Genomic DNA, 26,998 nt, shown 5'->3' with positions numbered 1-26,998 from the left:
CAGGATATATAGAAGTACGGACTTTGTAGACGACAACTAAAGTAGTATATAAGAAAGACTCTATTCTAAAATCTAGTGATTAATCATTGAAGCGTGAAGCTTTTAAAACTCCTGTTTTCAGGCAAGTCTAATTTTTAGGAGCAAATAGGAGTTGTAGTGAAATTTTATGGATTTATATAGTTTAACTAGTCAAATGAAGCCTTTATACTGCGGAGGTCCTGAGCTCGAATCTAAGCGGGCCCACTTAATTACTCTTGTTTTTTTGATTTAGAGGCTTTATGAACCTCCTTTCCAGTGCTTCAACTCTTGCTTCTAGGGCTGATTTTCGGATTATATTAGCGGTCCATGTTTAAACTTTGACTCAACAGAACTGCAGAAAAATTTTTGTCAAAAAATAGTTTTTCAAATCTGGCAAGCAGTATATTCACATTGTTTACCAGATTTGATCAATCACTTCGCAGGTTAATCTGCTTTATCTCCTTCTATATAGGAACACGCCAAGCAAACCGGCTATTCCATAAACCATATCAAAACCTGGAATGCCTGTTTTCTTTTCCTCTTCGGGTTCCGTATTAATTTCTGACCCTGAATTTTTTATATCCTCAGTGTTATCTGAGTCCTCAGGTTGTATTTTAGTAATGATTCCTTCATGAGAAAGATCTGACTTACCGGTTATTGCAAAGTAAGTATATCCTGGAACATTGGCTGTAAAGTAAAGGTACTCGCTGTCTTCACCTGAGAGGCTGACTGGTAGTTGTTCCCATATTTTGTTGCTGTAACGATTTAGTAGGACAGAAGCCTGATCTATCTTATTATCTTGAATCCAAGACTTTTCAACTTTGAAACAGATAGCGGGATTTTCTATGTTATCTGAGCTTGCAAATCCGCTGTTTCCTACCCAGACATTGAAGTACTTGTAGACCTCTCCTTCAGTCAGGTTGGAGGTAAGCGTGGATTTGTTTTTTAACTGTTCAACAATGGTTGTGGTCTTTCCAACGGTCTTCTTAGCATCGAAGCTCACAGATACAACACAGGTCGCATTATTTGTGAAATCAAACTTTATAGGATTGCCGTTTGTAACGAATGCTTGAGAAAGTTCCTTTACTTCAATGTTTCTTGCAGGCTCAGGAGAACCACCGCCACTACCACCGCTTCCACCACTGCTGTGGTGCTCTTCTTCCTCTTCATTTACAGTTATAGTAACCGTTTTCTCAGTAGTGCTGTTTGCATTGATAGCAGTCAGTTTGGCAGTGTAAGTCCCTGGAGAAGTGTATGTATAAACTGGATTTTTATCTATAGAATCTATTATCCCATCATTTTCAAAGTCCCAGCATAAAGAAGTCACATTTTCCGATAGATCTATAAACTGCACGGAAAGGGGAGAATTTCCCGACATTGGAGTTGCAGAAAAATTAGCAACAGGTAGTTTTGGAGCTTCAGATACAGTAATAAGGTTCTTCACTATCTTCTTAGTCGCAGACCCTACTGAATTGCTTTCCGTAAGTGATACTGTGTAAGTTCCTATATTAGAATAAATATGCTCTGGATTTTTTTCCGTTGATGTAGCTCCATCTCCAAAGTCCCATTTCAATACAGTCGATGTATCCATGTTGTTGTCAGTAAAAGTTACTCCTAGTGGTACTTTTCCAGAGATAGGGGATGCAGAAAACATAGCAGTAGAAAGGTTTGAGTTGATGGTACACATATAGATATCATAGTTTTCATCGCGCCAATCTTGCCACACTATCCTATCACCATAGATGGCAGGTGTAGATTTCTCTGATCTCGATTCATCGATGTTTATCTGAAACTCTTTGGAAACGGAGAGATCATACAGGTAGATGCTGTGAAAATCAGACCATATTATCTTGTCACCATATATCTTATGTGAGTAATGACGTGGTGATACAGTTATCTGGATTTTCTTGCAAGAAGAAATATTGTACATATTCAGGTTTTCGTTGCTATAATCCTGCCATACTATTCTATCGTTATAAATATTAGGAAGGAATTGGTCCGATTCATTTGTGGTTATCTGAGTCTCTTTGTGAGTAGAAAGGTCATACATGTAAATGTCCAGGTTTCCATTTCGCCAATCATCCCACACTACAAAGTCTTCATAAATAGCAGGATTCTGCTGATTTGACTCATTGGTAGTAATCTGAGTTTCTTTATCAGTAGAAAGATTGTACATGTAAATATCGTAGTTGCCATTGCGAAAACTATCCCAAACTATTTTGTCCTCGTAAATAGCAAGATTGTTATGAAGCGACCTATTCGCAGTAGTCTGAGTTTCTTTGCAAGTTTCTTTGCAAGTAGTGGTGTTGTATATACAAATATAGTGGTTCCCATCATGATAATTATCCCACACTATTCTGTCACCGTAAATGGTAGGAAAATACGTCATTGATTCACGGGTAGTAATTCGAGTCTCATTGTGAGTAGATAGATTGTACATGTAGAGATCGTAGTTGTTTCTATTACGAGTATCATACCACACAATTTTGTCACCGTAGATAGAAGGACCCCACTGGTCTGATTCGTTTGTGGTAATTTGAGTTTCCGTTATAACGATTTGACTGCCTTCAAGTTGTGTAGATCCAGCCGATGCCGTAGATGAAACGAAAATTAAAAAAAAGAAAACAAAGGCAATTAGAGCTAATACTATTGAACACAATTTCCACTTATTCTTCATCGATTTTCCCCGACTTATCTTTCATTCCTCAACATTAAAAAATAATAAAACAAGTTATCCATTGATAACTTTTAAATCTTTTCATAAAGGTTGACTTTATATTCCTTTAATCTGAAAATATTTGTTCAGGAAAATGGATTAAAGAGGATGAAGTAAAAATAAGATCATGAAATCTCAATGATATTTACAAAATTGAATGACTGAATTCAACGTACTTCTTATCGAAAAACAGGAAGTAGAGCGCGATTTTCACTTTTTACCAGACAAGATCTGGTAAGTAACCCTCTGCTTGATTATGACTCACCACGGTTTACAGGCTTTTAATTCTGTACAAGAACATGGAGAATTATAGTGAGTAATTTGGCTTCAAAATTGGATATGAATGTTTTGCTGGCTAAAAACCCAGTCATAAATTCAAAATTTATAAAATTGAATGCTAAATTTCTTACAGTTTCATACCCTGGTACTTCTATATTGGATGTAACTGACCTTTTGGAAGAAGTTAAAAATACGCCGACATTCTCCGTTGATAACTGTTTAATCGACTCCATTATAAATATCAATAATTGCTATTTTACATAATCCACCCACGGATTGATATGAATTTGATGAAATACACTGTATAGAGCTTAGATGATTCCATAAAGGGATAAGTAACATGCCGACTACATTGCAAATCCATCAAGGATAATGGCAAAAGATAATAATCATCTTATCAGGCAAGCTTAGAACTTTATCTTCCATTCTTGATCACAAGGTGCTCGTTAGATTGGCTAAGAATAGGAAATGGTTGGCCATGAAGATCAGTTCTGTGCACTGCCGAAGCTTGCTGTAACCGCTTAAAGGTTTCTTATGCGGATGCTCATAACTGTTTCCTGCTCCAACTTCGATTACACTTACTTCAGGACTTACAGCTGAAATAAAGCTTTCACATGGCGGAGGTCCTGAGTTCGAGTCTTAGCGGGCCCACTTTTGTTTCTTCTTTCTTTTCTGATTCTAAGAACTTATAGAGCTTTTTTCTAATACTTCAACTCTTGCTTCGAGGTCAGATTTTATTTATGAGTTCCTCCTAAAACTTAGGATTTGCTATTCGAATCCGATCCAGTATATTATTTTTATATTCATAATTATCAATAATATTATAAACTTGAATAAATTTTTCGAGATCCATTTATTATTATTTTCAAACTATTATATTGATCCGATTTTTACAATTTTATTTTTCAATTCCTCCAAATATTTAGACTTCTATTTATATGAAATGGGAGTTTATATATCTAAAAATAACAGGTGATACAATATTAAAAAAGAGAATACACCAAATTTTCATGCAAGTACTGGAGAAAGTATAGTTCGAGCTTGTTTTTGTTCTATAGCCAGTTTAAATCCACTTACATTGGCAATGGCTAATGCTTATCTCCAGCTTATGGATGATAAGAGATGGAGACATGTTGAAGAGTTCTTTCAAAATGTCGCAAAAGAAATGGAAGATCACGAAGCCAGATTACGCGAATTATATGATAGAACCGACCCCGATGAGAATCTTCACCTAATGTTTATCGCTATTGAAAAAGTCCAATTCGAATATAAAGAAATTAGAAGAAAAGAGTATGCTAGGTTATTTGTTAATAGTATTTTACTTGGGAGTAAGTTTGATTTCGATAAAAAGCGGATGTTTATTCAATTATATGATGAACTTTCAGATGGAGATATTAATTTATTAGGTAAATTTTATACGAACTTGAATTCAGTTCAGAATGTGATTCAATTAGAAATATTTGGGCGGGAGTTGGTCAATGTTGTTCCTTTTTTGATGCGCCTAGAATCTCGAGGATTGATTTATCAAAGACTTAATGATGCTCCTATTAAGACGACAGTATATGAAGGTCATAAAACCAACCTTGAAAATACTTGGAGAAATAAAATGTATGGTCTTACGCCAATGGGAATTAATTTTTGTGAATTCATATGTTCTGACTTTTAATTATTGCAGAAAAGAACAATAGACGATGTTAAACACATTACAACATACATAATGTAAGTTTAAACGCAAAACATACACAATTTCTTAATCGCACATTTTGTCGTGACTTTTTAGAATTAGTCGCCGAATTTTTATGTCTTCCTTATATTTCGTTGGTAGCCATAGACTTAATAGAGTTGACAATTGGTTGCCCATAGTGGATATTCTCCTTTAGAAGTTTCACTTTCTGAAGGAAAGTATTAAGGATTATCTCTTCCTGCTTTGATTCTGGTGCCTTACTCAGGAGAAAATTATATGCATTTACGGCTTCCGGGGTCAGGATCACTCGAACAGATTTCATAGTTCAAGTCCCTGAACCACTGCCTTTCTAAGATTTTCATTCCTGCTGTGAATCCAGGTTATTCCCTTAATCCCTACAGCAATTTTATTGCTCTGCTCCAGATAGTCCAGAATAACCATCAGAGTATTATGATTTACCTGTCTTGGCAACATTTTTTTGAGTTCAGCAACTGTTACAACGCTGTTCGGGCTGTTTTTCAGAGTGTCTTCGACCATAAGAATAGTATTAAGAGTCGGGGAAGGTTTTGTTTTATCAGAACTTAATGCTTCTGCCATTTCTGTTTCTCCAGTAGATTTGTAACAGCTTTAACGTTTTGCTTTTCAGAGACGATTGCGTAATAAAAAGTTATTGATTAATAACTAATTGGTATTTACAGATACTTATGTTTTCCGGAGTGAGATTTTTTGGATTGCCCTGATTTTCACTTATCTGAATAGTGATATTTGTCTCGAAATGTATCTGTCTTTCTCTGTTTTAGATCCAATTGGATCTCGGGCATTTTTAGAGTTCACCTGTGTTACAGTACTCAATATTCCTGGAGAGATTACTTCCCGAATCTTTTTGTATCAATCCAGAGGGGCATAAATTTCAGTCAATATCTCTTCAGGCTGAACTTCTCGCGGATCATTATGATATACCTCACGGATAGGACCAGAGATTCTTTTTCCGTTTTCTGCAATCCAGAAAAATAGTTTTTCATAAGTGAGAGCGCACTCCTCGTAAGGGCCCTTATGAATAATCTTTGCCATTTTCCCTCCCGGAAGCTCATATACCTTAATTTCCTCATCCCCTGTAATTTCAACAAATTCAGAGTAGGAAATATAACTTCAATATCGGCATTTCCTTCTTCATCAGCTTTCTGGACTTCTTCAACTGTGATCTCATGACAGAGAAAAGCAGGATAGGCGGTAATAGGAACGTTTTTGCTAAAAGCAAACTCACAAATTCTCTGAAACATTATTGGAATTTCCTTGTAAGATCCTGTCTTGCGCATACCAAGTACAAGCTGGGGGCTAAGTTCGACAATAGTAACCTCGGACATCAAAAACCTCCTTAATTCTTGAAAATGTATTGAAAAACTGTAATATATAGTTAAGGATCATCGATCTTCATTCGATTACACGGCGGAGGTACTGAGTTCGAATCTTAGCGAGCCTACTCGTGTTTATATCCTTACTTTCAGATTTAGGATTTTTATATACTTCCTTTTCTAACGATTCGACTCTTGCTTCGAGGTAAGATTTTTCTTCGGGTTGTGCAACCTTGTACAGACTCAAAGGTTCATAATTTATTTTTTGAAACTTGTCTTTTAGCTTTGATAACTAAAAAAGCGGTGAAAACAAAAAATTTAAAGAAGTAATACTATACAAAGATTAGTGATAAGTATGAAAACTAAAATTCTTTTTATTTCTCTACTTTTATTCATATGTTTTTCTTCCGCAAATTGTTCAGGTGCAATTATCGATGTGGGCCCGGGAACTTCCTTTCATCCTACAGGCTCAGACGACCAAAATGTTATTAATGCTGCCATACAATCAGCGAATTCAGGTGACACTGTACAACTTGCATCAACCACGTTTCACATAAGTTCACCCATAATCATGAAATCAGGAGTAACTCTTAACGGAAATGGAATTGGTGCGACAGTAATCTATTGTGACAATCCTAGCTCTAATTTTGCAACTCAAAATATTATTGAATGTAATGGTATTTCTAATATTGAAATTTCAAATTTCTTAATTGATGGTGGTTGGGGATCTTTAAGTAAAATGCATGCAGCAAAAAACAAGTATAGGGAGTATGAAAAAGGAGTTCTTTTGTCTGGCTGTTCAAATGTAGTTATCCATGACTTAAAAATGCAATACAGTATGGGGGACTTTATTGTCTGTAAAAAAAATACCAGCAACGTTCAGGTTTATAATACCGTGTGTAAACCAGGTCATGATAGTTTTGATGCATGGTCAGCTGGTGATGGAATTTCAATATTCAATAATTGCTGGGGCACTTTTATAAATTCTTGCATTAAAATTCATAATACGAAAAATGTTAAAATTTGCAAGAATACTTTCTACACCGATACCGGTTCTGGTAATGCCGGTGTAGAAGTTATGGGAGGTAATGTAACAGGCCTTAAGATTAATAATAATATATTTTCAGCACTTCAACTGAATACAATTTACCAAGATTCAGCTGATGGTGCCTGTTCAGGCAGAGGTACTGTTTCAAATAACATTTTCTATAACAGTCCTGCATATAATGGAATTAATGGTATGAATATTGCATCAACTGACAATATTGTAACCGACGCCTATTCATGCTCCAGGGGTACAAAAAATTGCGGGTATGTTGCATACAATGGCACAAGAAATTTACCTGTTTACAATGGTTCTATAGTACCTTCTGTTACTTTTCCGACTCATTGCAGTATAATTTCAATTGTTAACGGATATGTACGTATAAGCTGGGCATATTTGAATGCAACCAGCTATTCTATCAATGTATATAACAGTACATCAAAATTCGATTCTTCTCACTTAATATACAGCCTTATCACTTCACAAACATCTGCAAATGTACCAATAAGCCACAATGGGCCGTTTGCTATAAAAATCGGTGCACATGATGATGTTCATAATTCATGGGTATACAACAACCCTGTAAGTTTATTCACAGTAACTGGTAAAAAATCAGCCACAGTTCGTTCTGGTGTATTTGGATATTTAACAGATGCAACTACAGGTCAGCCTGTTCAAAGTGCTGTAATAACATTATCAAATAACACGTGGGATTGTACTCAAATTACCGATGTTGATGGGCTTTACCAGTTCACTGTAAACAGTGGAAAAGGCACATACTGTTTAACTGCTTCAGCAACAGGTTATCTTAACAGTCCTAAATTACCAGTAAATATGACAGGTATAAACACGGAAATAAATTTGAAAATGGTTGAAGCACCTGATTATTGTGCACCGCACTATGTACAGTTATATATTTCTAATAGTTCAAACGAGAGGGTTCCTGGGTGTGAAGTTCAGATTTATACGCCAAATAATGACCCAAATAATGAAAAACCGAATTTTTGTGCCTGGACAAATAAGGAAGGGAGAGCAAGTTTCCATTTGACTAAAGGAGTCACATATAAAATTGTAACAATTACTTTAGATGGAAAAAAGTACACCAGCAAATTGACACCTAATCTGGATCAATATACTATTACAATACCTACAGGTGATACATCTTCAACATCTTCAACACCTGCAAGTTCTACATCTTCAATACCTGCAATGAAGACTGTGATCAGTGCAAATTGCACATATAAACAGATAAACAATACAGCAGCTTATATTAATGCAAGCTATTATGATTCTTCATCACAGTCCAGTAACCTGATTTTTGTATTGGGCACCATGAGTGGTGGAAAAACATTTGTACCCTGTGGAATCTCAGGTACTAATGACAAAGTAAGTAAGCCTATAGGAGTGGTAACTGACTCTTTTATAGTCACTAACTATCCTGGAAAAATGTATACTGTGAGAATTAGCGCGCAGTCTCAAACTTATGGTACTGTATGTGAAAGCGTTCATATATCATTTCCAAGTAGTAATGTACCGGATGTAGGGTCTAATATGAGTTATTTCTGTGTTTTAATCTTAATTATTGCAGGATTCATATTGTCAAAAACTCGCAAGGCACATTAATTATCTGTGCCTCATTCTGGATTTTTCTTTTTGTGGAACCGTGTTCTGGTGATTTGATTCCTCACTTAGTGAGAAAGAAATGTCTAGCGCATTTGGCTCGTCAATTACAGTTTATACATCGTGTAGCCCTCAGCCTTCACACGGGGAGGACCAGAGTTCGAATCTCAGCGAGCCCACTTTTCTATTTTATAGGCTATGGCTTAGGGCTACCCTAATAGGAACGCAAACCTTGTAGTTTTTTTCCTTTTGGATTCCTTTGGAGGATTAGAATATAATCTGTATAGTAAGACATCCAAAGAGTACCTTTAATATAATATTATTTTAATTATATTATTAAGAATAAACTATCGTTAAACGCTCATATTGTCCTTATGCCTGTTTTCATCATCGCAGGAAAATATGATAATCAACTTTACACAACCCGCATCGCCACCAATACGGCAAAATAAGGGGAGCATGGACGTACGGCCTTTTAAGACCCTGAAATGGTTGCTCGGGAAGATAGGCCCCGGATTCATTACCGGTGCGGCCGACGACGATCCCTCCGGTATCGCAACCTATTCGCAGACAGGTGCGATCTTCGGATACGGGCAGCTCTGGCTTGTCTGGTTCACCGCTCTATTCATGATTATCATTCAGAGGATGTGCGGCAGAATCTGGATGGTGACGGGAAAGGGTCTTGCAGGCGTTATCTTAGAGCATTACTCGAGGCGGGTGCTGTATGTAACTGTCTTGCTGCTCGTAATCGCGAACACTATTAACATCGGCGCGGATCTCGTGGCTATGGCCTCCTCAGCGCAAATGCTGATTGGGCCGCCATTTCTTTTCTAGTTGATCCTCATTAAGGGATCTATTATCATCCTTGAGGTCTTCGTCCCTTACAGAACTTACTCGAAGATACTTAAGTATCTGGCATTAACCCTCTTTTCTTATGTCTTGGCAGCTCTTGTCGTCAGATTGGATTGGGGGATGGTTCTTCACGCCACATTAGTTCCGCATCTCGAGCCATCGGCTGACTATCTGCTCAATATCGTCGCGGTTCTGGGCACGACAATTTCTCCGTACCTGTTCTTCTGGCAGGCATCGCAGGAGGTCGAGGAGAAAAAAGTGAACGGCCAGATCTCCGACACGAACATAGGAAAACCCTGTGTAACTCGGCGAGGCGTTGTCGAGATGGATTGGGACACGGTCGGCGGTATGTTCTTCTCCCAGATCATTATGTTCTTCATTATTGTCACCACGGCCGCCACCCTGCATGCTAGCGGGATCACCACAATCCAGACCGCATCACAGGCAGCCGAAGCACTGAGGCCACTAGCTGGCGACCTCGCCTATTTGCTCTTCGCGGCAGGGATTATTGGCACGGGGCTTCTTGCGGTTCCGGTACTGGCCGGAGCATCGGCATATGCCGTCGCTGAGACAGCCGGGATAATGGAGGGACTCGGCAAAAAGCCCAGAAGAGCCCCTGGGTTCTATGCATTAATTGCAACATCTACACTGATCGGCATGTCTCTTAACTGGTTCGGGATCGACCCGATAACTGCCCTCTATTACACGGCCGCGTTGAACGGCTTGATTGCTCCGCCACTGATGGCGCTGGTAATAATGATCGCAAACAGGAAAGATATCATGGGCCAGTTCGTCAACTCGAGATCAAGTAATTTCCTGGGATGAATGATCGTGTTAATCATGACCCTTACCGGGGCGGCTCTCATCATTAATTTAGCAACAGGGCAGTGATTTTTTCACGAATCTTCCTGAGATTCGGGGTTGGCATTCTATCAGAATATCGCCCTTTTATTTAGGGCAGGCTAATCTTCAATGTCAATCAGCTGATTCGCAGATTGAGCAGCCACTCTCACGATGCAGTTTTAAATCTACTCCTAGTTCTATTATTTCTTTTGTTCAATATATCGAGATTTTGCTTCCTGGAGTATGGTGATGGCCGTTTCGAAGCCTTTCCAGCCAAAAACATTCACATGTTTTCCCTCTAAAGTCTTATACGTTTGGAAGAAGTGAGTAATTTCTCTGAATAGATGAGGCGGAACCTGGTCAACTGCAACTATATAATTCCAGAGTGGGTCACTCTTTGGAACACAGAGGATTTTCTGATCTCTTCCTTTATCGTCTTCCATATCAAATAATGCGACAATATGCACATCTATCATACATCCCGGAAATGTAGGTTCCCATGTTAAAACCATGGCATCCAAAGGATCACCATCAAGAGCTAGAGTGTCAGGGAAAAAACCATAATCACAGGGATATACCATTGAAGAATAAAGCATTCTGTCGAATTTAATCACTTTCTTTTCTTTATCATATTCATACTTGTTCCGGCTTCCTTTCGGAATCTCGATAAGTACACTTTCAGTCTGTCGTTCCGTCATACCATCACTTCCTGCTTATTTTTGTTTATTAATAAACCTCTTGTAGTGCTTGCAACTATTTATGCACTCATAGATTATGAGTCCTGACAGGGTTATAATATTAAAACATGACTCATGTGCTTAGTTTTCTTGATATGGAAATGAGAGACTGATAAAATAAGTTTGAGGTATTCTTCTATCCTTCTGCTTAATTTTAAGAAAATAAAATCTAAATTTGTCAAAATTGCAAAATGATAGTAATTTTAATGGATAAAACAGAATTGCTCAAAAAATAAGGCAAGGTACGTCACAAATCTTACCTTTATTATAAATATAGGTAAGAAAGCTTTAGATAAAATGAGTCTTCTGTACTCCTTTTAATATGTTACTCTCTTACCTTAGACTTAGCCTTCTATATTTGTTTTTAGCTTAGTATTTTACTTCTTTTTAACTGTGATAACTTCTTTTTAACTGTAATATACTCACGTAGTTTTACAGTTACTTTTTATACCCTTTAGTTTTCCATAAAGTTGGATTATTGATGTTTTTATCGGTAAATCACGCTTTCAAGGCTGCTCTTCCTGGGCAGAAGATTCCGAAGAAGCAACAACCGAGGTATTCGACGGTATAAGAGGCAGATAATCAACATAATTATCACAACCTTCTAACTTATAAGGTTCATCTGCGAAACCGTCTCCGTTATTATCGCAATGGGTCTGTGAGAAACCGTCGCCTGAGGGTGTTGCCCAGCAGTTACCACCCAAACAAGGGCCCCCTACAACATTTTCTCCAACTGTTTCCGTAGTGTTGCAGACATTTCCAGTTATATCGGAGGCGTTTACGTTTACTGTATTGTTAAAATGATTATTAGTAATGACACATGGAGCATCAATAAGATATAGTCCATTGTCACAGCTTGTAATCTTATTCCCACTAACATTCAGAGCTCCAAACATGAGATCAAAGGCATATATTCCTGTTTCGCAGTTGGAAATCTCATTGTTGAGAATAGATTCACCTCCGCTATACATATAAAAGCCAATATCTGCACCAATACTAAAATTAGATATTGTATTATTTTCAACTTTGCAGTTAAAAGAGCCGTTTGTATCTTCATTACGGCTAAATGAAAAACAGGTACCTGAGGATTTCCCTGGCCCTCTTATATTAAAGTTTTTTATTGTAACATTACTTTCGTAAATATTAAATGCATTGTTTTCAGCTTCAATTATTGCTTCACATGGACTGCTTGACATTATAGTTAAATTTGCAGTCGAAATATCTATGTCTCCATCATACGTTCCTGGGTTTACAATTATCGTATCCCCACGATGCGAGTTATCTACTGCCGTTTGAATTGAGTCTCCAGGCTCAACATACATAGTTCCAGCAGAAGCACTGCCAGTGATAGCTTGAAGTGAAATCAATACTGCTAATACCACCAACATAACTTTTTTTATTTTCAGCAAGATAAAAGCCCCGATAAAGTTCCTTTTTTATAAAGCTCCTTGGTATCAAGGAAATTACTTGATTAAGTCGCTTTAATTAACAACCGTCAAGAACTTACTTTATCATCAAGTCTAATTGATTCTCAAATAAGAACTATCAAGAGTTAACCATTATCAAGTAATTAATAACCAAAAGCTTCTTCAAAAGCTCCTTTTTTAAACTATATTAAGTTCTTATCAAAGCTTCAACATTTATCTATGAAGATAAATGTTTGAAGCTTTTCAAACTATATGATATCCAGAGCCTATAAGATTCTAATTTATATATAATTTTACCTATCTATCTAAATACAATACCATTATGTTTTCTAAGGCCTTAAGCGTTTATTTAGTCACAAACGTCCTTATTTTGTATCTTTGACCTTTGGAACTCAACAAATCTTTTAGCTCGCTTCTTTCAACCCTTAAATCTAAACTATTCTTTCAGTTGTCTAATCCTTTCGTTTAATCTCAGAAAATTCCGGGAGCAAGAGAGCCAGATGACTGTCAAAAAAATACCCGGACTGTAAGATAAATATTTATAGTCAGTGAAAGTAGCTTATATCTATATAAAAACGTAAAAAATTTCATAGTGGGGGAAAAACATGAAAATTAGAGTCGTTAGCTCAAGAGAAGAAATATTTACATTAAATCCTAATGAACGCATTGTTCACCTAGCTTTCAGGCCTTCGAACAAGGATGTTTTTGGATTAGTTGAAACATGCCCGAAGATCGATGTAATCCAGTTACCGAAATCCTATATGGGCACAATCTCAAAATCCATAGAAATGTTCCTTGAAATGCAAAAAATCCAGCTTATCGAAGGAGATGTCTGGGGTCACAGGAAGGACATTAACGAATATTACATTGTTCCATCCTCAGTTATTGAGAGAATAAAAGAAATGAAACTCGAAGGCAAATCCAATGAAGATATTGAAGCAAAGATTTCAAGAGAGAGCAAAATCAATCCTGAAATGGTTGCTTATATCATGAATAAGGAAGCTTCTGCCTGAGTTCGTACAGATAACATGCCTTTAAACTCTTCACTGGAGATTTGACCGTACTCAAAAACAGTCTGAAAGGTTTAAAGCCTTTCAAGAACTTACGTTTACTCTCTGATCTCCAATTTAAGTTTTCCATTACAGAAGCCCTGTAAAGTTCTCTGATTTAAATTTAGTCTGTATTCTTCCCACTTTAGGGAATCTTACAGGGGCATTCACCTTTTTATCACTTCAACGTTTCATCTTTTGTTGAAATTTTCAATGAGTCTTTAAATCTTTGGCTTTTCTATATGTTCAAAAAGTAAGCTTTTGAATCTTGATTTCCTGACTATGGAATCCGTATCTGTTAAGTGTGACAATTCTCAGGAAACCTTCTTTTTCAGAACACAAATTGAATGTTCTGCCGTTTTCGATGGGAAGATTTTCAGGATTTCTATGGCCATGAACTTGGTAAGTATTCTCATTTGTGTTTTTGTTAAAATTTGCAGCAACCATATATGCATCTTCGGGCTCGCCTACACCGTTAATCATTTGCTCGGCCCCGACAAAAACCAGATTTTCAGGAAGGCTGCTCAGGCCCCCGTGAGTTACGAGCACATACCTGTTACCAAATTTATAATAAATACATGGCTTTAATTTCTTATATAAATTGAGAACACAATTTCTTGTAATGCCTGCCTGCTCTATTTCTGGCAAATAATACCGAGTATCTGCAAACTCGGAGATCTGGGTTTGTTTTTCGCCTTCTTCCAGCCTGCGAAAATTTCTTTCATGGTCTCCTTCGAGCAGGATCACATTTTCTCTGCACATAATGGAGAGTAAAAACTTAATAATCTCAGGATTTTCAGGATTTCCAATATTTTCAGCCCTTTCAACTTCTCTGCCTGTGTAATCTCCCAGGAAGATATATAGGTCATTGTCGTTCAGCCCGCATGCAAAATATTGCATAAGAGCCGTATAATTTCCAGCTATATCTCCGATGTGATGAATTTTTCTGTAGTGGGAAAAGTCAGCAGGTTTGTATCGAAGTTTTTCATAAAATTTTTGTGGCTTTATTACCGTAACAAATGACGGCACTTTTTGCCTGTTTATTATGGAGTACAATTCGTCGATTACAGTTTCAGGCACAATCTCGTATTCAGGCCTTTTTCTGTTTCTCTCCTTTGCAATCTCAAGGGGAATATCGGAAAAATCAATACAGATAGCCGTATACCTGTAAGTTCTGACAAGCTTCCTGTACTTCGCAATATCTGCATTTCCGGCATTTGTCGCATCGATAACTGTGAAATCCCCATCTTCCATACGGCATTTTATTATAGAATATATAAGCCCCCAGACCCGCCGATTGATTTTTTGAGAGATTGCAGGTCTTCCGGTAACAGAGAGTACAGGCGGCTTGAGGAGCAGCCGGACGCTGTCTGAAGAAATGGTGTAAGGCTCAAGGTTATTTTCCCTGACAAAAGTTGATTTGCCGGAGCCAGGTATTCCTCTTAAAAATACCAGATACCTCATATCATACCTCGATACCAAATATATCTCAAAGTACCTATAGTAAATATTTTCAGGTTTTCAGTTTTGACTCTTGATTAATTGCCACTCCTTATTCCTGGTTAATTCCTGATTCTTGAATTTGATTTTTGATCTTCCGGTTTTAGTTCCTGTTTTGATTTCTGCCTACAACTAATGGTACCTGAGTTAATATTACTATTAATTTTTATAATATTTAATTGGATAATTTTATGGAATCTATTCTCAAACAGATACAGGGAAATAGGGAAATAAAGGGAAAACCAGGGGAGAATCGTGGATAAGGGTTAAGAATTCAAGCTAATTCCCGGAGTCTGCTGCTTAACGGACATGGCTGTAAGAAAGACTCAGGGACGCGGGGCTCCTCCTCATTTTTATGGTGAAGGATATGACAAACCACAAGGAAACCGATTATATCCTGCCTGGAAGGGCAGAATCTTACTGGATGGCAACTACACCTGAATCCAGCTATCCTCCTCTTTCCGGAGACATTCGCGTGGATGTGGCAATTTTAGGGGGCGGGATGGTAGGGATTACAACAGCCTACCTTTTAAAGGAAGCAGGGGTACCGTCGGTAGCCGTTATTGAAGCGGATCGAATTATTACAGGGGTAACAGGTCGTACTACCGCGAAAGTTACCTCCCAGCACAGCCTGATCTATGATCGCCTGATTTCAAAATTCGGAAAACATCAGGCGCAGCAGTACGCAGAATCCAATCAGGCAGCTCTAGAAAAGATAGCTTCTATCGTAAGTTCAAAAGACATAGCCTGTGACTTTGTCCGTAAGCCAGCTTACGTTTATGCCGGCACTGAAGACTCGGTTGAAATTATCCAAAAAGAGGTCGATGCAGCTCAAAGCCTTGGGCTTCCGGCTTCGTTTAAAGCTGACCTGCCGCTGCCTTTTGATACCTACGGTGCAGTCCGTTTCAGCAATCAGGCGCAGTTTCATCCCAGAAAATATCTCTGTGCCCTTGCAAGGGAGATCGAGGGAGATGGATGCCATATTTTTGAAAAAACAAGGGCATTGAAGCTTGAAGGGGATGGACCTATAACTATAACGACAGATAAGGGAATTATTAAAGCACAAAAAGTTATCCAGGCAACCCATTTCCCAATTCACGATAAACCAGGAATGTTGTTCCAGCGCCTTTATCAGTCTCGTTCATATGTGCTTGGAGTTCGTATCGAAGAGTCTTTTCCCCAGGGAATGTTCATTAATGCCGAGAAACCTGTCAGATCCCTGCGTTCCCAGCCTGTCGGGGAAGGTGAACTCGTACTTGTATCAGGAGAAGGACACAGGACCGGAGAGGGGAACGAAATTGACCATTATAAAAATCTTGAGAAATGGGTTCGGTCAGTCTACTCGGTCAATTCCATCGATTACCATTGGTCGACCCAGGATGTCATGACTGTTGACCACGTTCCCTATATTGGCCTATTAACCTCAGACAACGAAAACCTGTTTATTGCAACAGGATTCAGGAAATGGGGAATGACCACAGGCACGGTTGCAGCGATGATTCTTACAGATATGATCCTTGGACAGTCTAACCCCTGGGGAGAAGTCTATAACCCTTCACGATTCAAGCCTCTTGAATCGGCTAAATCCTTCTTTTCGCAGGCGGCTGAAGCAACTAAAGGTCTTGTGGGAGATCGAGTCATCCCTGTTCACGAAAAAGCTTCGCAAATTTCACCTGGAGAAGGTGCAATTGTCAAAATCGAAGGCGAAAAAGTTGCAGCATACAGAGACAAAGCAGGGGTGCTCCACACTCTTGACCCTTCCTGCAGGCACATGGGATGTATCGTTTCCTGGAATAATGCAGAAAAGACTTGGGACTGTCCGTGTCATGGTTCTCGTTATAATGCAAAGGGAGAAGTAATTAAGAGTCCTGCAGTTTATGGGCTTTTTGAGAAGAAGGTAAAGGGTCAAAAATAACGGTGGAGAGACTAGGACAAGAAAGGAAGAAAATCCCACGACTCGGATCAAATATATGTAAAGAAGGATATCGACAATATATTCAGTTCATTGTACAGTTATGAGTTATAAGAAACAATAATCTTACGACAAAGAAAGTAAATTCTTTATTTTTCTTTTCGTATATATTGTATATCAGCTTTAAAAAATTTCATGCCAAAGTACTTTTTGATTTAAAAGAATTTTTTGTATAATTAATTTAAAATAATTTATGCTCTTTGTATATATTGGAGTTGGAAAATGAGGTTTGGTACCACCAAAATTAACAGAAGAATTCCCTAAAAGAGTTGCCTGGAGGTTAGTGCTCTTCCTTTGAACCAGTTGCTTGTAGAAGCAATAACATTCGAAGGGCTGTAACAGAAGATACAGCAAATGGATGTAATGCCTCCGGGCTTATCCTGATTTTTCACACTGTCCTTTTTTATTACATTGGGAGGGCGAAGGATCACGAATGCCCTGTCCTTTAGCCCTGCCCTTTAGGTCGGGGATGAAATGAACTCTCGCCTCCTTTTGGTTTCTTTTAAATCTATGTACTGTTGCTTCTTTGTAAAGTGAAGTTTCTTAGTTTCACGGTTACAGAAACTAGTAATGCAACTCTGCATTAGGAGAATCTTGTAAATGGATACTTAATTATTCCCCAGAAACCGGGCGGGCGGCCCGAAGCATACCTCCTCCTTTAGGGTGGACCGCACGCAATTTGATTTGGGAGAGCCCTATTAACACTTATTAAAGCTTATTGAATTATTCTTCTCGTTTTTCTGATAATCCACGTACTTAGATCCAACGAATAGGCAGGTAAAGTATCAATATTATCCAAGTTATCAATAAGGATATAAATTATAGTCAAAGAAGTTATTTATGTAGATTATTAACTTTTTTCATATAATTAAACATGGAGTGTAGCTGAAATCTTTTTCTGAAATTTGAGCTCTCTCAATTCACACATTAGTTCCTTCAAAATCCTGCATTCTTATCTCTCAATAATATGTGGCAACAAAAATAATCACAAACAGTCTAAATTTACTTAACAAAGTGCCAAAAATATTTTATAATAGGATCACTTAACCAGAAGTGTCAACTCAGGAATTCAACAATAATGAATGAAATCTTTTAAAAAAAGAGAGTTGATCTGGCTAAAGGCCGTAATTAATAGAAAGTATTGACCAGAAGGATGTTATCCTTTGGTCAGTAATAAGTTTTGATTTGTAGAAGCCAAAACTTCTAGTTTCCGAACACCTCCAGTGACTAATCCCTATAGTGATTGGAGAGTGGAGACTCTATGTGTAACGTGTCCACCCATTAAATTGCAGAGAACCGATTGGACAGGTTCGAAAAATATTACACAGATGTAATAGGAATCTTAAAACCCGTATAGTACCTACCTGATCAGGGAGTTCTGTTGAAGAATTCTAAAATCCCTACCTGATTAGATTAGTTCGGAAAAGTAAGTATTATGAGTACGTAATATGGAATTTTGAGAAATATTTGGGAAAAAGTACCTTTACTGTATATGTTTTGATTTCACTTAAGTCCCTATAAGAATCCAACCCAAAGATGATACAATGCTAAAACAAGAATTAGGATCCCTATTCCTAGTGGAAACCTTATTTAACAACCGTATCAGCTTTGGGAAAAACATACAACTTCCCCAATATTTTGAATTTACTCAAATTCTAAAAACCCAACCCAAAGGTGATACGATGCTAAAAAGACAACTAGGAACCCTACTCCTGGTGACATGCCTTATTTTAACAACCGTGCCGGCTGCGTTAAGTTCCTCCGTTAACAAGACTACAGCAACTGGTCATGTCACTCAAAAGAATGCCGAAGCAAAAAGTGCAATATTTACAAATAATGAAGCATCGACAAACGACATGACATTGGCGAATGAACCTTTGAAAGGTGTCTGGAATAATTGTGATTTTTCAAAGCCCTCTGGAGACTGGTCTGAATCCGCCCAGGAATTTGGAGGTGAAAATGGTGTGGTTGACCTGGTAGTTACTCAAGCGCATGCAAATAAACTCGCATATTTGCCATTTCCTTTTGAAAATAAAGGATACATCTACAGCGATGGTCAGACTGATAAAGTGGAGCCTTACCTCGATAGATTCGACGAAGAGGGCTTGAAAGTTATTCTTTCAATTCAGCCTAATGGGGCTGACGTAGCTGATTTGATCGATATCATACTCTCGAGATATGGTCATCATAAAAGTGTCATAGGCGTAAATATTGATATGGAGTGGAAATTAACAGGAAACTCTAATCATGCAAGCAACAAGGAACGTGATCTCTGGTTGACCAAGATTCAAGGTTATAATCCTGAGTATAAACTTTTCCTAACAAATTTTGAAGATTATACTTATTTCCCTGATGACACAAAAGATCTTGTTATCCTGTACGATGGTGAGGGTAATCAGAATGAAATCCTGAAAGAATACAAAGATCTTGCGAGCCATTACACCTCGGTCGGAATATATACAGGATATTCCTCAAACACTCCACGAACAGCATCTCACGAAAATATTATAGATGCAGCCCCAAATACGAAGTATATTCTGCACGCAATAGATGACTGATGAGGTGGATCGAAGTATACTCTTGTGAGAATCCGATTTACCTCTCATTTTTCCTTTGCGGAATATCTCCCGCTAATTTTTATTAATATTGTTTTTCTACTATCTTTTAATATTGTTTTGGCTTCTACTATCTTATTCCACCAATAAACAAGAGTCTTTCTAGGATGAAATCACCAACAGATTTCCGTATAATCGCTCCTTTTATTGCTCTAAGAAACTATTTTTCAGAACAATTTTTCAGAACAAATACTTCAAAACCTATTTATTTTATATTTTTGATTAATATAAAGAGAAATATATTCAACTTCGTTTGTTTTGCTTGATTATATAACTCAGTCAAGTATTGGGCTTTTCTTAAGGGGATCAGGGGTGAGCACTAAACAGCTTGCAGATTTTAAAATCTCAAGAAAATTACCTGGTAAGTCAACCCAATGTCAGGTTTACTCAAAAGGAGGTATGGATGAGCGAGAAAAAGTTCCCTGATTTATTTAACAAATTAATTTTTAAAAAAAGAATACCACTTGTCTCATTATTTTTGGCTATATTGATTACCCTTCTTATTGGAGTATTCCTTTGTACAGAAGTCGATCACTTAAACGATGCTACATTCGGAAAAATAACTATTTTGGATGAGCCGGAACTTCTCAATACACTGAGAGACGCACAGAATAAGGGAGTTATTATGGGAATTCACGGATGGGAACATGAAAACTATTCCATTCTTACGCCTTCTCAGGCAAAAGAAGATGTTCAGAAAGGGAAGTTGGTCTTTGAAAAAGCCGGACTTATTCCTAGAGTATTCATCTCCCCTTTTGAAATCTACGGAGTACCGAAAGACCCATCTGTGAGACAGGCAATAGAAAGCACTCAAGTTGCAACAAGCCTGCCACCCATGAAAACAAATGGAACTTACATATATGAATATACATGGAATTGGCGTACAATGCAAAGCTTTGATGATCCTAGATTCCAGGAGGCATCTGTAAAAATCAAGGAAGATCATCCTCAGACTATTGTTCTCCATGCAATGGATTGGAATCCATATGTGAATCAGTTTCTTATTAACTACCTGTCATCTACAAATGATACAAACATAACAGTCAGAATGGATGATGTCGAGGTGAACACCCCAAAAGGAGTAATCAACGGCATAACTCAGATGACACAATATAAATCTGTGGGAAGGGTTGTACTTGCAGTTATTCCTGTGGGAACATGGAAAGGTAGCGATCCTGTTATCGAAAATATTGAAGTCAACAAAATTATTGGAATATACTTCTGGTTCTTTATCATAACTTCATTGTTACCACTTTCATTTTTTGTCATATGGAAGTCATTATCCGGATGGAGCATAAAAAGGAATCAAAACCGCTATCGATCTGCGAATATTCAGAATCCTGAATATCATGGACTTGTTTCCATCGTCGTCCCAGCATATAACGAGGAAAAAACGATAGGTTCATGTCTTGAGTCTATTCTTAATCAGGATTATAAAGGTAAAATGGAAGTAATAGTTGTAAATGATGGTTCCACTGATCGAACTGCAGAGATCGTTTTAAAATATCCTGTAAAATTTATCAATCTTAAGGCAAACATAGGAAAGGCAAATGCTCTCAATCGAGCAATTAAGGATACAAAAGGAGATATTCTGATTTTTACGGACTCAGACTCTTACATGTCAGCCAATGCAGTAAGTTCGTTAGTAGAATGTCTCATAGCCAATAATGACGCACAGATGATAGCAGGAAATGTTTTTATCCATAATAGTCAGGGAAAAAAGCGAATTATAAAGTACTTCCAGATGATTGAATATCTTATAGAACAGGAGATAACCCGTTACCTTCAGGGTTTGAGCGGCAGTATTCTTGTTTGTCCTGGCCCGCTCACTGCTGTCAAGCGCGAGGTATGTGAATCTGTTCACTTCAGTGACGAGACAATTGTTGAGGATGCAGATTTTACGATAAAAGCCCTTAAAAAATCCATGAAAATTATTCAAGAACCAAAAGCCAAAGTTTACACGAATGCACCTGAAACGTTTCGAGCATGGTATAAGCAAAGGAAACGGTGGTGGTATGGTAATCTTCAGGTATGGCGGCTTCATAGACACTGGGCAATGAGGAACGCATGGATGGTACTCAATTACTTGGGTTATATAATTGGAATTTGTTCCATTATTCTGATCATGTTCCTACCCTATTTGCTTCTTCAGTACGATAATCTCTTGCTGATATCTCTGCGTGGGCTCTCATACTCTATCTTTCCTGTACTGCTATTCATCGTATTCACTGCTTCACTTTTTTCCAGAGATAAAAAACTACTGCCAATGCTGATTCCTTATGTGTTGGTTTATTCAACAATTAAAGTTGTAATGATCAGTTACCTTTACCTGTGCTATCTAACAGGGAGAGGGTTGAAAATACAATTTGGTCCACGGACTATTGAGGTGAGATAATTAAGAGAGATATCAGGATATACATTTTATTGGGCTCGATACTCTTAATTTTTCTCATAATTCTGTTTTATTTAGCGTCAGTTACTCCTCCACGACCAGAATGTTTTCAGGGAGTCTGGAATAATTGCAATTTTTCGAAGCCTGCTGAAGACTGGTCTGAAGCTGCGAGAAAGTTTGGAGGTGAATCTGCAGTAGTTGATCTGGTCGTTGCTCAGGCACATGAAAATAAACTCACATATGTGCCTTTTCCTTTTGAAAAAAATGGAAAGATTTACAGTTACAATCAGACTGACAAAGTTGAGCCTTATCTGGATAGGTTCGATAGAGATGGACTGAAGGTGATTCTTTCAATTCAACCTAATGAGGCTGATGTAGCTGATTTAATCGATATTGTACTCTCAAGATATGGTCATCATAAAAGTGTCATAGGCGTAAATATTGATATGGAGTGGAAATTAACAGGAAACCCTAATCATGCCAGCAACGAGGAACGTGATCTCTGGTTAACACAGATTCAAAGCTATAACCCTAAATTTAAACTCTTCCTGACCAGTTTTGAAGACTATACCTATTTCCCTGATGATAAAAAAGATCTTGTTATTCTATATGATGGCGAGAGAGCTACTCAAGATAAACTCATGGCAAAATATGGAGAACTTGCTGGTCGCTATACATCGGTAGGAATATACACTGGTTATCCTTCAAATACTCCACCAACCGCGTCTTATGAACGTATTGTAGATGCAGCTCCAAATACAAAGTACATCTTTCATGTAACACATTTTCAATAAGGTAAAACGCTCGGGTTTTTTAAACTGATGAATCACGAGAAAGCTTTCATTTCATAGATTATAATTTCATTTTCTATAAATTGTAAAAAAATAAAACTATTTGTTGAAAACTAATTTAGAACTAATTTTGTTGAATATAATGCTTAACAGTCTGTATTTGCTTATTATTTCTCTTCCATAAGATATTTTTTAAACCACTCTCCAGCCAGATTTGCTACTTCTTCTAGCGTGCCCGGTTCTTCAAAAAGATGGGTTGCTCCGGGAACAATCTTAAGTTCTTTCTGTTCTGCCTTCAATCTGTCTAATGCCCATTGATTCATTTCTATTACTTGATAATCTTCTCCACCTACAATAAGCAGTGTTGGTGCCTTTATATCCGGCAGGGCTTTTTCAGCCAGATCGGGCCTTCCTCCTCTGGAAACAACCGCCTTTATAACATTCGCGTGCTCTTTTGCAGCTATGAGTGCGGCTGCAGCTCCCGTACTGGCGCCAAAATAACCGATACTGAGTTTTTTAGTGTCAGGATTGCTTAATAGCCAGTTTGTTACGTCAACAAGCCGCTTTGCAAGCAGGTCAATATCAAACCTGAGGTGGGCCGTTACCATGTCAATTCTCTCTTCCTCTGCTGTCAAGAGATCAAATAAGAGTGTTCCTAGGCTTTCTTTTTGAAGTTCTTGTGCAACATATCGATTCCGAGAGCTGAAACGGCTACTCCCACTGCCGTGTGCAAAAACAACAATTCCTTTTGCTCCTTCAGGAATTGTGAGGTTTCCTTCAAGTGTAATAGAATTAATTGGAATCTGGATTTCACTACTGCTTTTACCTTTACTTGATAATTGTCTCATGCTAACCCTCCAAAGGTTTTTATTCATTGTAGGACTAAATGTGAAAAATATTAAACTGATTTATTGTCTTGCTGGAAGAGCTCTTGCCTTATTAAGAAGGTCGCAGACTTCTTCGTCAGTGGTTTGACTGAAATTCCCGTACCAGGCTCCAACCCCATAAAAAGGTTCAGGTGTTGCCACACATATTACTTCGTCTACTTCCCTTCTGAAAAGCTCACAGGTATCAGGTGCACCAGTGGGCACTGCAACAACTATTTTCGCCGGATTCTTAATCTTAAGGGCAGCTGCAGCTGCACGCATTGTTGCACCTGTGGCAAGCCCGTCATCTATTAAAATCACAGTTGAACCGCTGATTTCAGGCTTAGGTCTATCTCCACGGTAAGCTCGTTCCCTGCGTTCAAGCTCTCTGAGCTCATTCTCAGCTACCATATTAATTACCCGTTCAGGTATCTGAAAAGATCTGACAACATCTTCATTTAGCACACGGATATTGTCAGAAGAAATAGCTCCCATTGCCAGTTCTTCATTTCCTGGCACTCCCAGTTTCCGTACTATAAACACATCCATTTTTACATTCAGTTCCTTTGCAACTTCAAATGCCACTGGAACCCCACCACGCGGGAGCGCAAGTATCAATACATCTGAACGGTTCGCATATTTCGAAAGCTCTTTTGCCAGCTTTTTTCCGGCATCCACTCGATCTTTATAAAGTGCCATTTGTCCTCTCGACCCCCATCGAACTGGATTTATTGAAAAATAATCAGTATCAATTTATAATATCTATGTTTAAACCCTTAAACATATATGGTATAAAAATTTAAGTTTAATATAACATGCAATTTTTCTTTCTCAAAATAGATCCTCGAAATAAGGAATAATTTGAAAACGTTTATTTTATTTTTCTAGCTACTTACCCGTTATGTAGTAGAAAATGGTACCTAAGTTAAATTTCATTTACATCTTAAATTCAATCTTGTTTCATGTGTAGTTTAACATAATTTTTATACGAAGCCAATATTCTTTAAGATATTACGAGAACTGACTTTTAACTGGGGGGCATGCGCTGAAAGTCGTGAAGAAGAGAGCATTAGTCGAGCCATATGAGGTCATACTCTGGGCAGCCATAATTAGTATCCTTTATTTAGTCAGTCTCAGTAACTACCTTCTTTTTCACACCCTAGTCGAGCTTTTCAGTGTATATGTCGCATATGTAATATTCCTTATAGTGTGGAAATCAAAAGCTGGCCTTGAAAATAGATACCTTGTATTTTTGGGGATTGCCTATTTTTTTATCGGGACTCTGGATCTTCTATATACACTTTCTTATCACGGGATGGGTGTATTTCCTAGAATTGATTTAAATATGAATATGCAGTTCTGGATCGCTGCAAGATACATGGAAAGCTTTTCTTTCCTGTTAGCTCCGCTGCTTTTAATAGATTACAGTACAGCCAATAGGGAATCAAATAGTAAATTCACAGAGGGAACTCGGTTCGCCTGGAAAGTCTTCATTGGGTATGCAGGAATTACTATAATTTATCTGCTCTCTATTTTTGTTTTCAGGAATTTTCCTGATTGCTATATTGAAGGCTCAGGGTTCACTTCTTTTAAAATTATGAGCGAGTATTTGATTTGTTTTATTCTTCTGTGCTCGCTAATTGCACTGTATACTAAAAAAGATCAATTTGAAATTCATGTATTTAGATTACTTGTGATATCTATAATCCTCACAATTCTGGGAGAGCTAAGCTTAAACTCTTATCCAAATCTGTGGTTGTTAGACATTGTAGGACACTATTTCAAAGTGATATCATTTTACCTGATCTACAAGGCAATAGTTGAGACTGGATTTGAAGATCCTTTCAGCCTTCTTTTAAGGGAACTTAAACAGAGTGAAGAGGCTTTGAGGCAGGAGACAATTTTCCTTCAGGATGACCAGGGTCATATTTACAGAATGCTTGGCGTAAAAATGGATGAATTGGAAAGCGAGCCCATAGCTGATAATCTGGAAATTTATGGAAAAGGTTATCGTCCATTCTTGCAGAATATTGAAGGTACTATAAATTTTCTGCTTGATGAGAACTTCGTACCTGTATTAATGGACGGAGCTGTAGAACAAATCACAGGTTACACTAAAGAAGACTTTCTTTCTGGGAATATAACTTGGACTGGAATTGTCATGCCCATAGATCAGTCTTTATTTCTCAAGAATATGAGAAAAGTGATGTTTGATCTGGACATTTCTTCAGAACTTGAATATAGGATACGGAGAAAAGATGGAGAAATAAAATGGGTTCGGGAAATTCTTCAAAAAACTCCAAAGCGATCCGGAAAACCAAAAAGAGTACAGGGTTTTGTTCGTGACATTACCAAACGTAAACTTGCAGAAGAAACTCTATTAAAAATGCAGGAAACTCGTATAAAAGAAATTCATCACAGAATCAAAAATAACCTGCAAGTAATCTCCTCACTGCTCAGCCTTGAAGCTGAGAAATTTACTGATGAAAAAACGCTTGAGGCTTTCAGGGAAAGCCAGAATAGGGTCATTTCTATGGCTCTAATTCATGAAGAACTTTACGAGGGCAAAAGTGTTGACACAATTAATTTTGCAGCTTACCTTCAGAAGCTGACTTCGGATCTTTTCAGTTCATATACAGTAAAGAATGGAAATATTAGCCTTAAACTGGAACTTGAAGAGATTAATCTGGAAATGGACACTGCAATTCCACTTGGGATAATTGTCAACGAACTGGTTTCAAACTCTCTTAAGCACGCTTTTCCTTCCGGAAAAGGAGGAGAAATAAGTATAAAGCTTCATCATGCTGCATACTTGATCTCAACAGAAAATTCTGACATAAAAGAGAGATCAGAGGAATATGAGAATCTGCCTTTCGTGTTGACAGTATCAGATAACGGAAAGGGCATTCCTGAGGAAATAGATTTTCTAAATTCCGATTCGCTTGGGCTTCAGCTTGTAACTATCCTTGTTGAACAAATCGATGGATATATTAAGCTTGATAGAACTAAAGGGACGAAACTCACTATTCTGTTTGGCGAAACTGAAAGTATGAAATCTAATTGACTAATCAAACGCTATAAAATATTTATCTCTCACTACTGTAATTAAACAAGGAATTTTGTCAGGCGCTTGAAACTTTTTACGCCAAAATATTTTTTGTTTATAGGCAATTTTTTGAATAATTAATTTAAAATAATTTACGTTATTAGTATATTCTGGAGTTAGGAAGTGAGTTGGGT

At 37.6% G+C, this 26,998-nt stretch carries 18 protein-coding genes and 2 pseudogenes; 10 read left to right on the top strand and 10 right to left on the bottom strand.

Translation table 11 applies throughout. The features are described from left to right. Window positions 1–472: 472 nt before the first annotated feature. Window positions 473–2,695 carry a PGF-pre-PGF domain-containing protein gene (locus tag BP861_RS01940; protein ID WP_292372030.1) on the bottom strand — a complete coding sequence of 741 codons (2,223 nt, stop codon included), beginning with the start codon at window positions 2,693–2,695 and terminating at the stop codon, window positions 473–475. 351 nt (window positions 2,696–3,046) lie between these two features. On the opposite strand from BP861_RS01940, the gene BP861_RS01935 reads away from it, so the two are divergent. After that, entirely contained in the window at window positions 3,047–3,277 is a 231-nt protein-coding gene (locus BP861_RS01935; RefSeq protein ID WP_292372028.1) for a hypothetical protein, read from the top strand. An 814-nt stretch (window positions 3,278–4,091) separates the two neighbouring features. Continuing rightward, entirely contained in the window at window positions 4,092–4,679 is a 588-nt protein-coding gene (locus BP861_RS01930; protein ID WP_292372026.1) for a hypothetical protein, read from the top strand. Window positions 4,680–4,821: 142 nt separating this feature from the next. Here the strand turns inward: BP861_RS01930 and BP861_RS01925 are convergent, their stop codons facing one another. The 4 genes and pseudogenes from BP861_RS01925 to BP861_RS15955 form a co-directional block, all read right to left on the bottom strand. Beyond that, window positions 4,822–5,019 carry a hypothetical protein gene (locus BP861_RS01925; protein ID WP_292372024.1) on the bottom strand — a complete coding sequence of 66 codons (198 nt, stop codon included), beginning with the start codon at window positions 5,017–5,019 and terminating at the stop codon, window positions 4,822–4,824. Continuing rightward, the gene (locus tag BP861_RS01920) at window positions 5,016–5,294 is read right to left on the bottom strand and encodes a hypothetical protein (RefSeq protein ID WP_292372022.1); all 279 of its coding nucleotides are present in this window, start codon (window positions 5,292–5,294) and stop codon (window positions 5,016–5,018) included. Before BP861_RS01920 ends, BP861_RS01925 begins: the two co-directional genes overlap by 4 nt. Before the next feature lie 291 nt (window positions 5,295–5,585). Beyond that, window positions 5,586–5,798: a GyrI-like domain-containing protein gene (locus BP861_RS01915; RefSeq protein WP_292372075.1), complete on the bottom strand. Its 213-nt coding sequence runs from the start codon at window positions 5,796–5,798 to the stop codon at window positions 5,586–5,588. A gap of 167 nt (window positions 5,799–5,965) precedes the next feature. Further along, window positions 5,966–6,013, bottom strand: a pseudogene (locus BP861_RS15955) (hypothetical protein); the annotation flags it as partial. Between the two features lie 391 nt (window positions 6,014–6,404). On the opposite strand from BP861_RS15955, the gene BP861_RS01910 reads away from it, so the two are divergent. Beyond that, a complete protein-coding gene (locus tag BP861_RS01910; protein WP_292372019.1) occupies window positions 6,405–8,717 on the top strand; it encodes a carboxypeptidase-like regulatory domain-containing protein in 2,313 nt (770 codons plus the stop codon). Window positions 8,718–9,116: 399 nt separating this feature from the next. After that, window positions 9,117–10,391, top strand: a pseudogene (locus BP861_RS01905) (NRAMP family divalent metal transporter). A gap of 218 nt (window positions 10,392–10,609) precedes the next feature. Here BP861_RS01905 and BP861_RS01900 read toward each other — a convergent pair. Both BP861_RS01900 and BP861_RS01895 read right to left on the bottom strand, forming a co-directional pair. After that, window positions 10,610–11,107, bottom strand: a complete 498-nt coding sequence (locus BP861_RS01900) for an inorganic diphosphatase (protein WP_292372017.1) — start codon at window positions 11,105–11,107, stop codon at window positions 10,610–10,612. Window positions 11,108–11,652: 545 nt separating this feature from the next. Beyond that, a complete protein-coding gene (locus BP861_RS01895; protein ID WP_292372015.1) occupies window positions 11,653–12,513 on the bottom strand; it encodes a NosD domain-containing protein in 861 nt (286 codons plus the stop codon). 665 nt (window positions 12,514–13,178) lie between these two features. Between BP861_RS01895 and BP861_RS01890 the strand changes: the two genes are divergently transcribed. Further along, entirely contained in the window at window positions 13,179–13,586 is a 408-nt protein-coding gene (locus BP861_RS01890; RefSeq protein ID WP_292372014.1) for a DUF1699 family protein, read from the top strand. A 282-nt stretch (window positions 13,587–13,868) separates the two neighbouring features. On the opposite strand, the gene BP861_RS01885 is transcribed toward BP861_RS01890, so the two are convergent. Further along, complete coding sequence (locus BP861_RS01885) at window positions 13,869–15,104, bottom strand: AAA family ATPase (RefSeq protein WP_292372012.1); 1,236 nt, start codon at window positions 15,102–15,104, stop codon at window positions 13,869–13,871. A gap of 385 nt (window positions 15,105–15,489) precedes the next feature. Here BP861_RS01885 and BP861_RS01880 point away from each other — a divergent pair, with 385 nt between their 5' ends. From BP861_RS01880 to BP861_RS01865, 4 genes are all read left to right on the top strand, one after another. Then, window positions 15,490–17,037 (top strand): FAD-dependent oxidoreductase, encoded by a 1,548-nt coding sequence (locus BP861_RS01880; RefSeq protein ID WP_292372010.1) that lies wholly within the window; start codon window positions 15,490–15,492, stop codon window positions 17,035–17,037. A gap of 1,739 nt (window positions 17,038–18,776) precedes the next feature. Next, window positions 18,777–19,652, top strand: coding sequence for a hypothetical protein (locus BP861_RS01875; protein WP_292372008.1), 876 nt, complete (start codon window positions 18,777–18,779; stop codon window positions 19,650–19,652). 544 nt (window positions 19,653–20,196) lie between these two features. Then, window positions 20,197–22,104 (top strand): glycosyltransferase, encoded by a 1,908-nt coding sequence (locus BP861_RS01870; RefSeq protein WP_292372006.1) that lies wholly within the window; start codon window positions 20,197–20,199, stop codon window positions 22,102–22,104. 29 nt (window positions 22,105–22,133) lie between these two features. After that, window positions 22,134–22,895 carry a hypothetical protein gene (locus BP861_RS01865; RefSeq protein WP_292372004.1) on the top strand — a complete coding sequence of 254 codons (762 nt, stop codon included), beginning with the start codon at window positions 22,134–22,136 and terminating at the stop codon, window positions 22,893–22,895. Between the two features lie 164 nt (window positions 22,896–23,059). Here BP861_RS01865 and BP861_RS01860 read toward each other — a convergent pair whose 3' ends face one another. Beyond that, window positions 23,060–23,740: a dienelactone hydrolase family protein gene (locus BP861_RS01860; RefSeq protein ID WP_292372002.1), complete on the bottom strand. Its 681-nt coding sequence runs from the start codon at window positions 23,738–23,740 to the stop codon at window positions 23,060–23,062. Window positions 23,741–23,800: 60 nt separating this feature from the next. Further along, window positions 23,801–24,457 (bottom strand): phosphoribosyltransferase, encoded by a 657-nt coding sequence (locus BP861_RS01855; RefSeq protein ID WP_292372000.1) that lies wholly within the window; start codon window positions 24,455–24,457, stop codon window positions 23,801–23,803. 355 nt (window positions 24,458–24,812) lie between these two features. Between BP861_RS01855 and BP861_RS01850 the strand changes: the two genes are divergently transcribed. Next, window positions 24,813–26,822: an MASE3 domain-containing protein gene (locus tag BP861_RS01850; RefSeq protein ID WP_292371998.1), complete on the top strand. Its 2,010-nt coding sequence runs from the start codon at window positions 24,813–24,815 to the stop codon at window positions 26,820–26,822. The last annotated feature ends 176 nt before the right edge of the window (window positions 26,823–26,998 follow it).

The organism is Methanosarcina sp. UBA411 (genome assembly GCF_002495725.1).
Lineage (GTDB): Archaea > Halobacteriota > Methanosarcinia > Methanosarcinales > Methanosarcinaceae > Methanosarcina.
The sequence above is the reverse complement of the archived record's forward strand: the minus strand, read 5'-3'. Positions and strand labels throughout refer to the sequence as shown.

Coding starts and splice junctions, on each gene's coding strand:
- BP861_RS01940 (WP_292372030.1), bottom strand. CDS start 2,695: ATGAAGAATAAGTGGAAATTGTGTTCAATAGTATTAGCTCTAATTGCC.
- BP861_RS01925 (WP_292372024.1), bottom strand. CDS start 5,019: ATGAAATCTGTTCGAGTGATCCTGACCCCGGAAGCCGTAAATGCATAT.
- BP861_RS01920 (WP_292372022.1), bottom strand. CDS start 5,294: ATGGCAGAAGCATTAAGTTCTGATAAAACAAAACCTTCCCCGACTCTT.
- BP861_RS01910 (WP_292372019.1), top strand. CDS start 6,405: ATGAAAACTAAAATTCTTTTTATTTCTCTACTTTTATTCATATGTTTT.
- BP861_RS01900 (WP_292372017.1), bottom strand. CDS start 11,107: ATGACGGAACGACAGACTGAAAGTGTACTTATCGAGATTCCGAAAGGA.
- BP861_RS01890 (WP_292372014.1), top strand. CDS start 13,179: ATGAAAATTAGAGTCGTTAGCTCAAGAGAAGAAATATTTACATTAAAT.
- BP861_RS01880 (WP_292372010.1), top strand. CDS start 15,490: ATGACAAACCACAAGGAAACCGATTATATCCTGCCTGGAAGGGCAGAA.
- BP861_RS01875 (WP_292372008.1), top strand. CDS start 18,777: ATGCTAAAAAGACAACTAGGAACCCTACTCCTGGTGACATGCCTTATT.
- BP861_RS01860 (WP_292372002.1), bottom strand. CDS start 23,740: ATGAGACAATTATCAAGTAAAGGTAAAAGCAGTAGTGAAATCCAGATT.
- BP861_RS01855 (WP_292372000.1), bottom strand. CDS start 24,457: ATGGCACTTTATAAAGATCGAGTGGATGCCGGAAAAAAGCTGGCAAAA.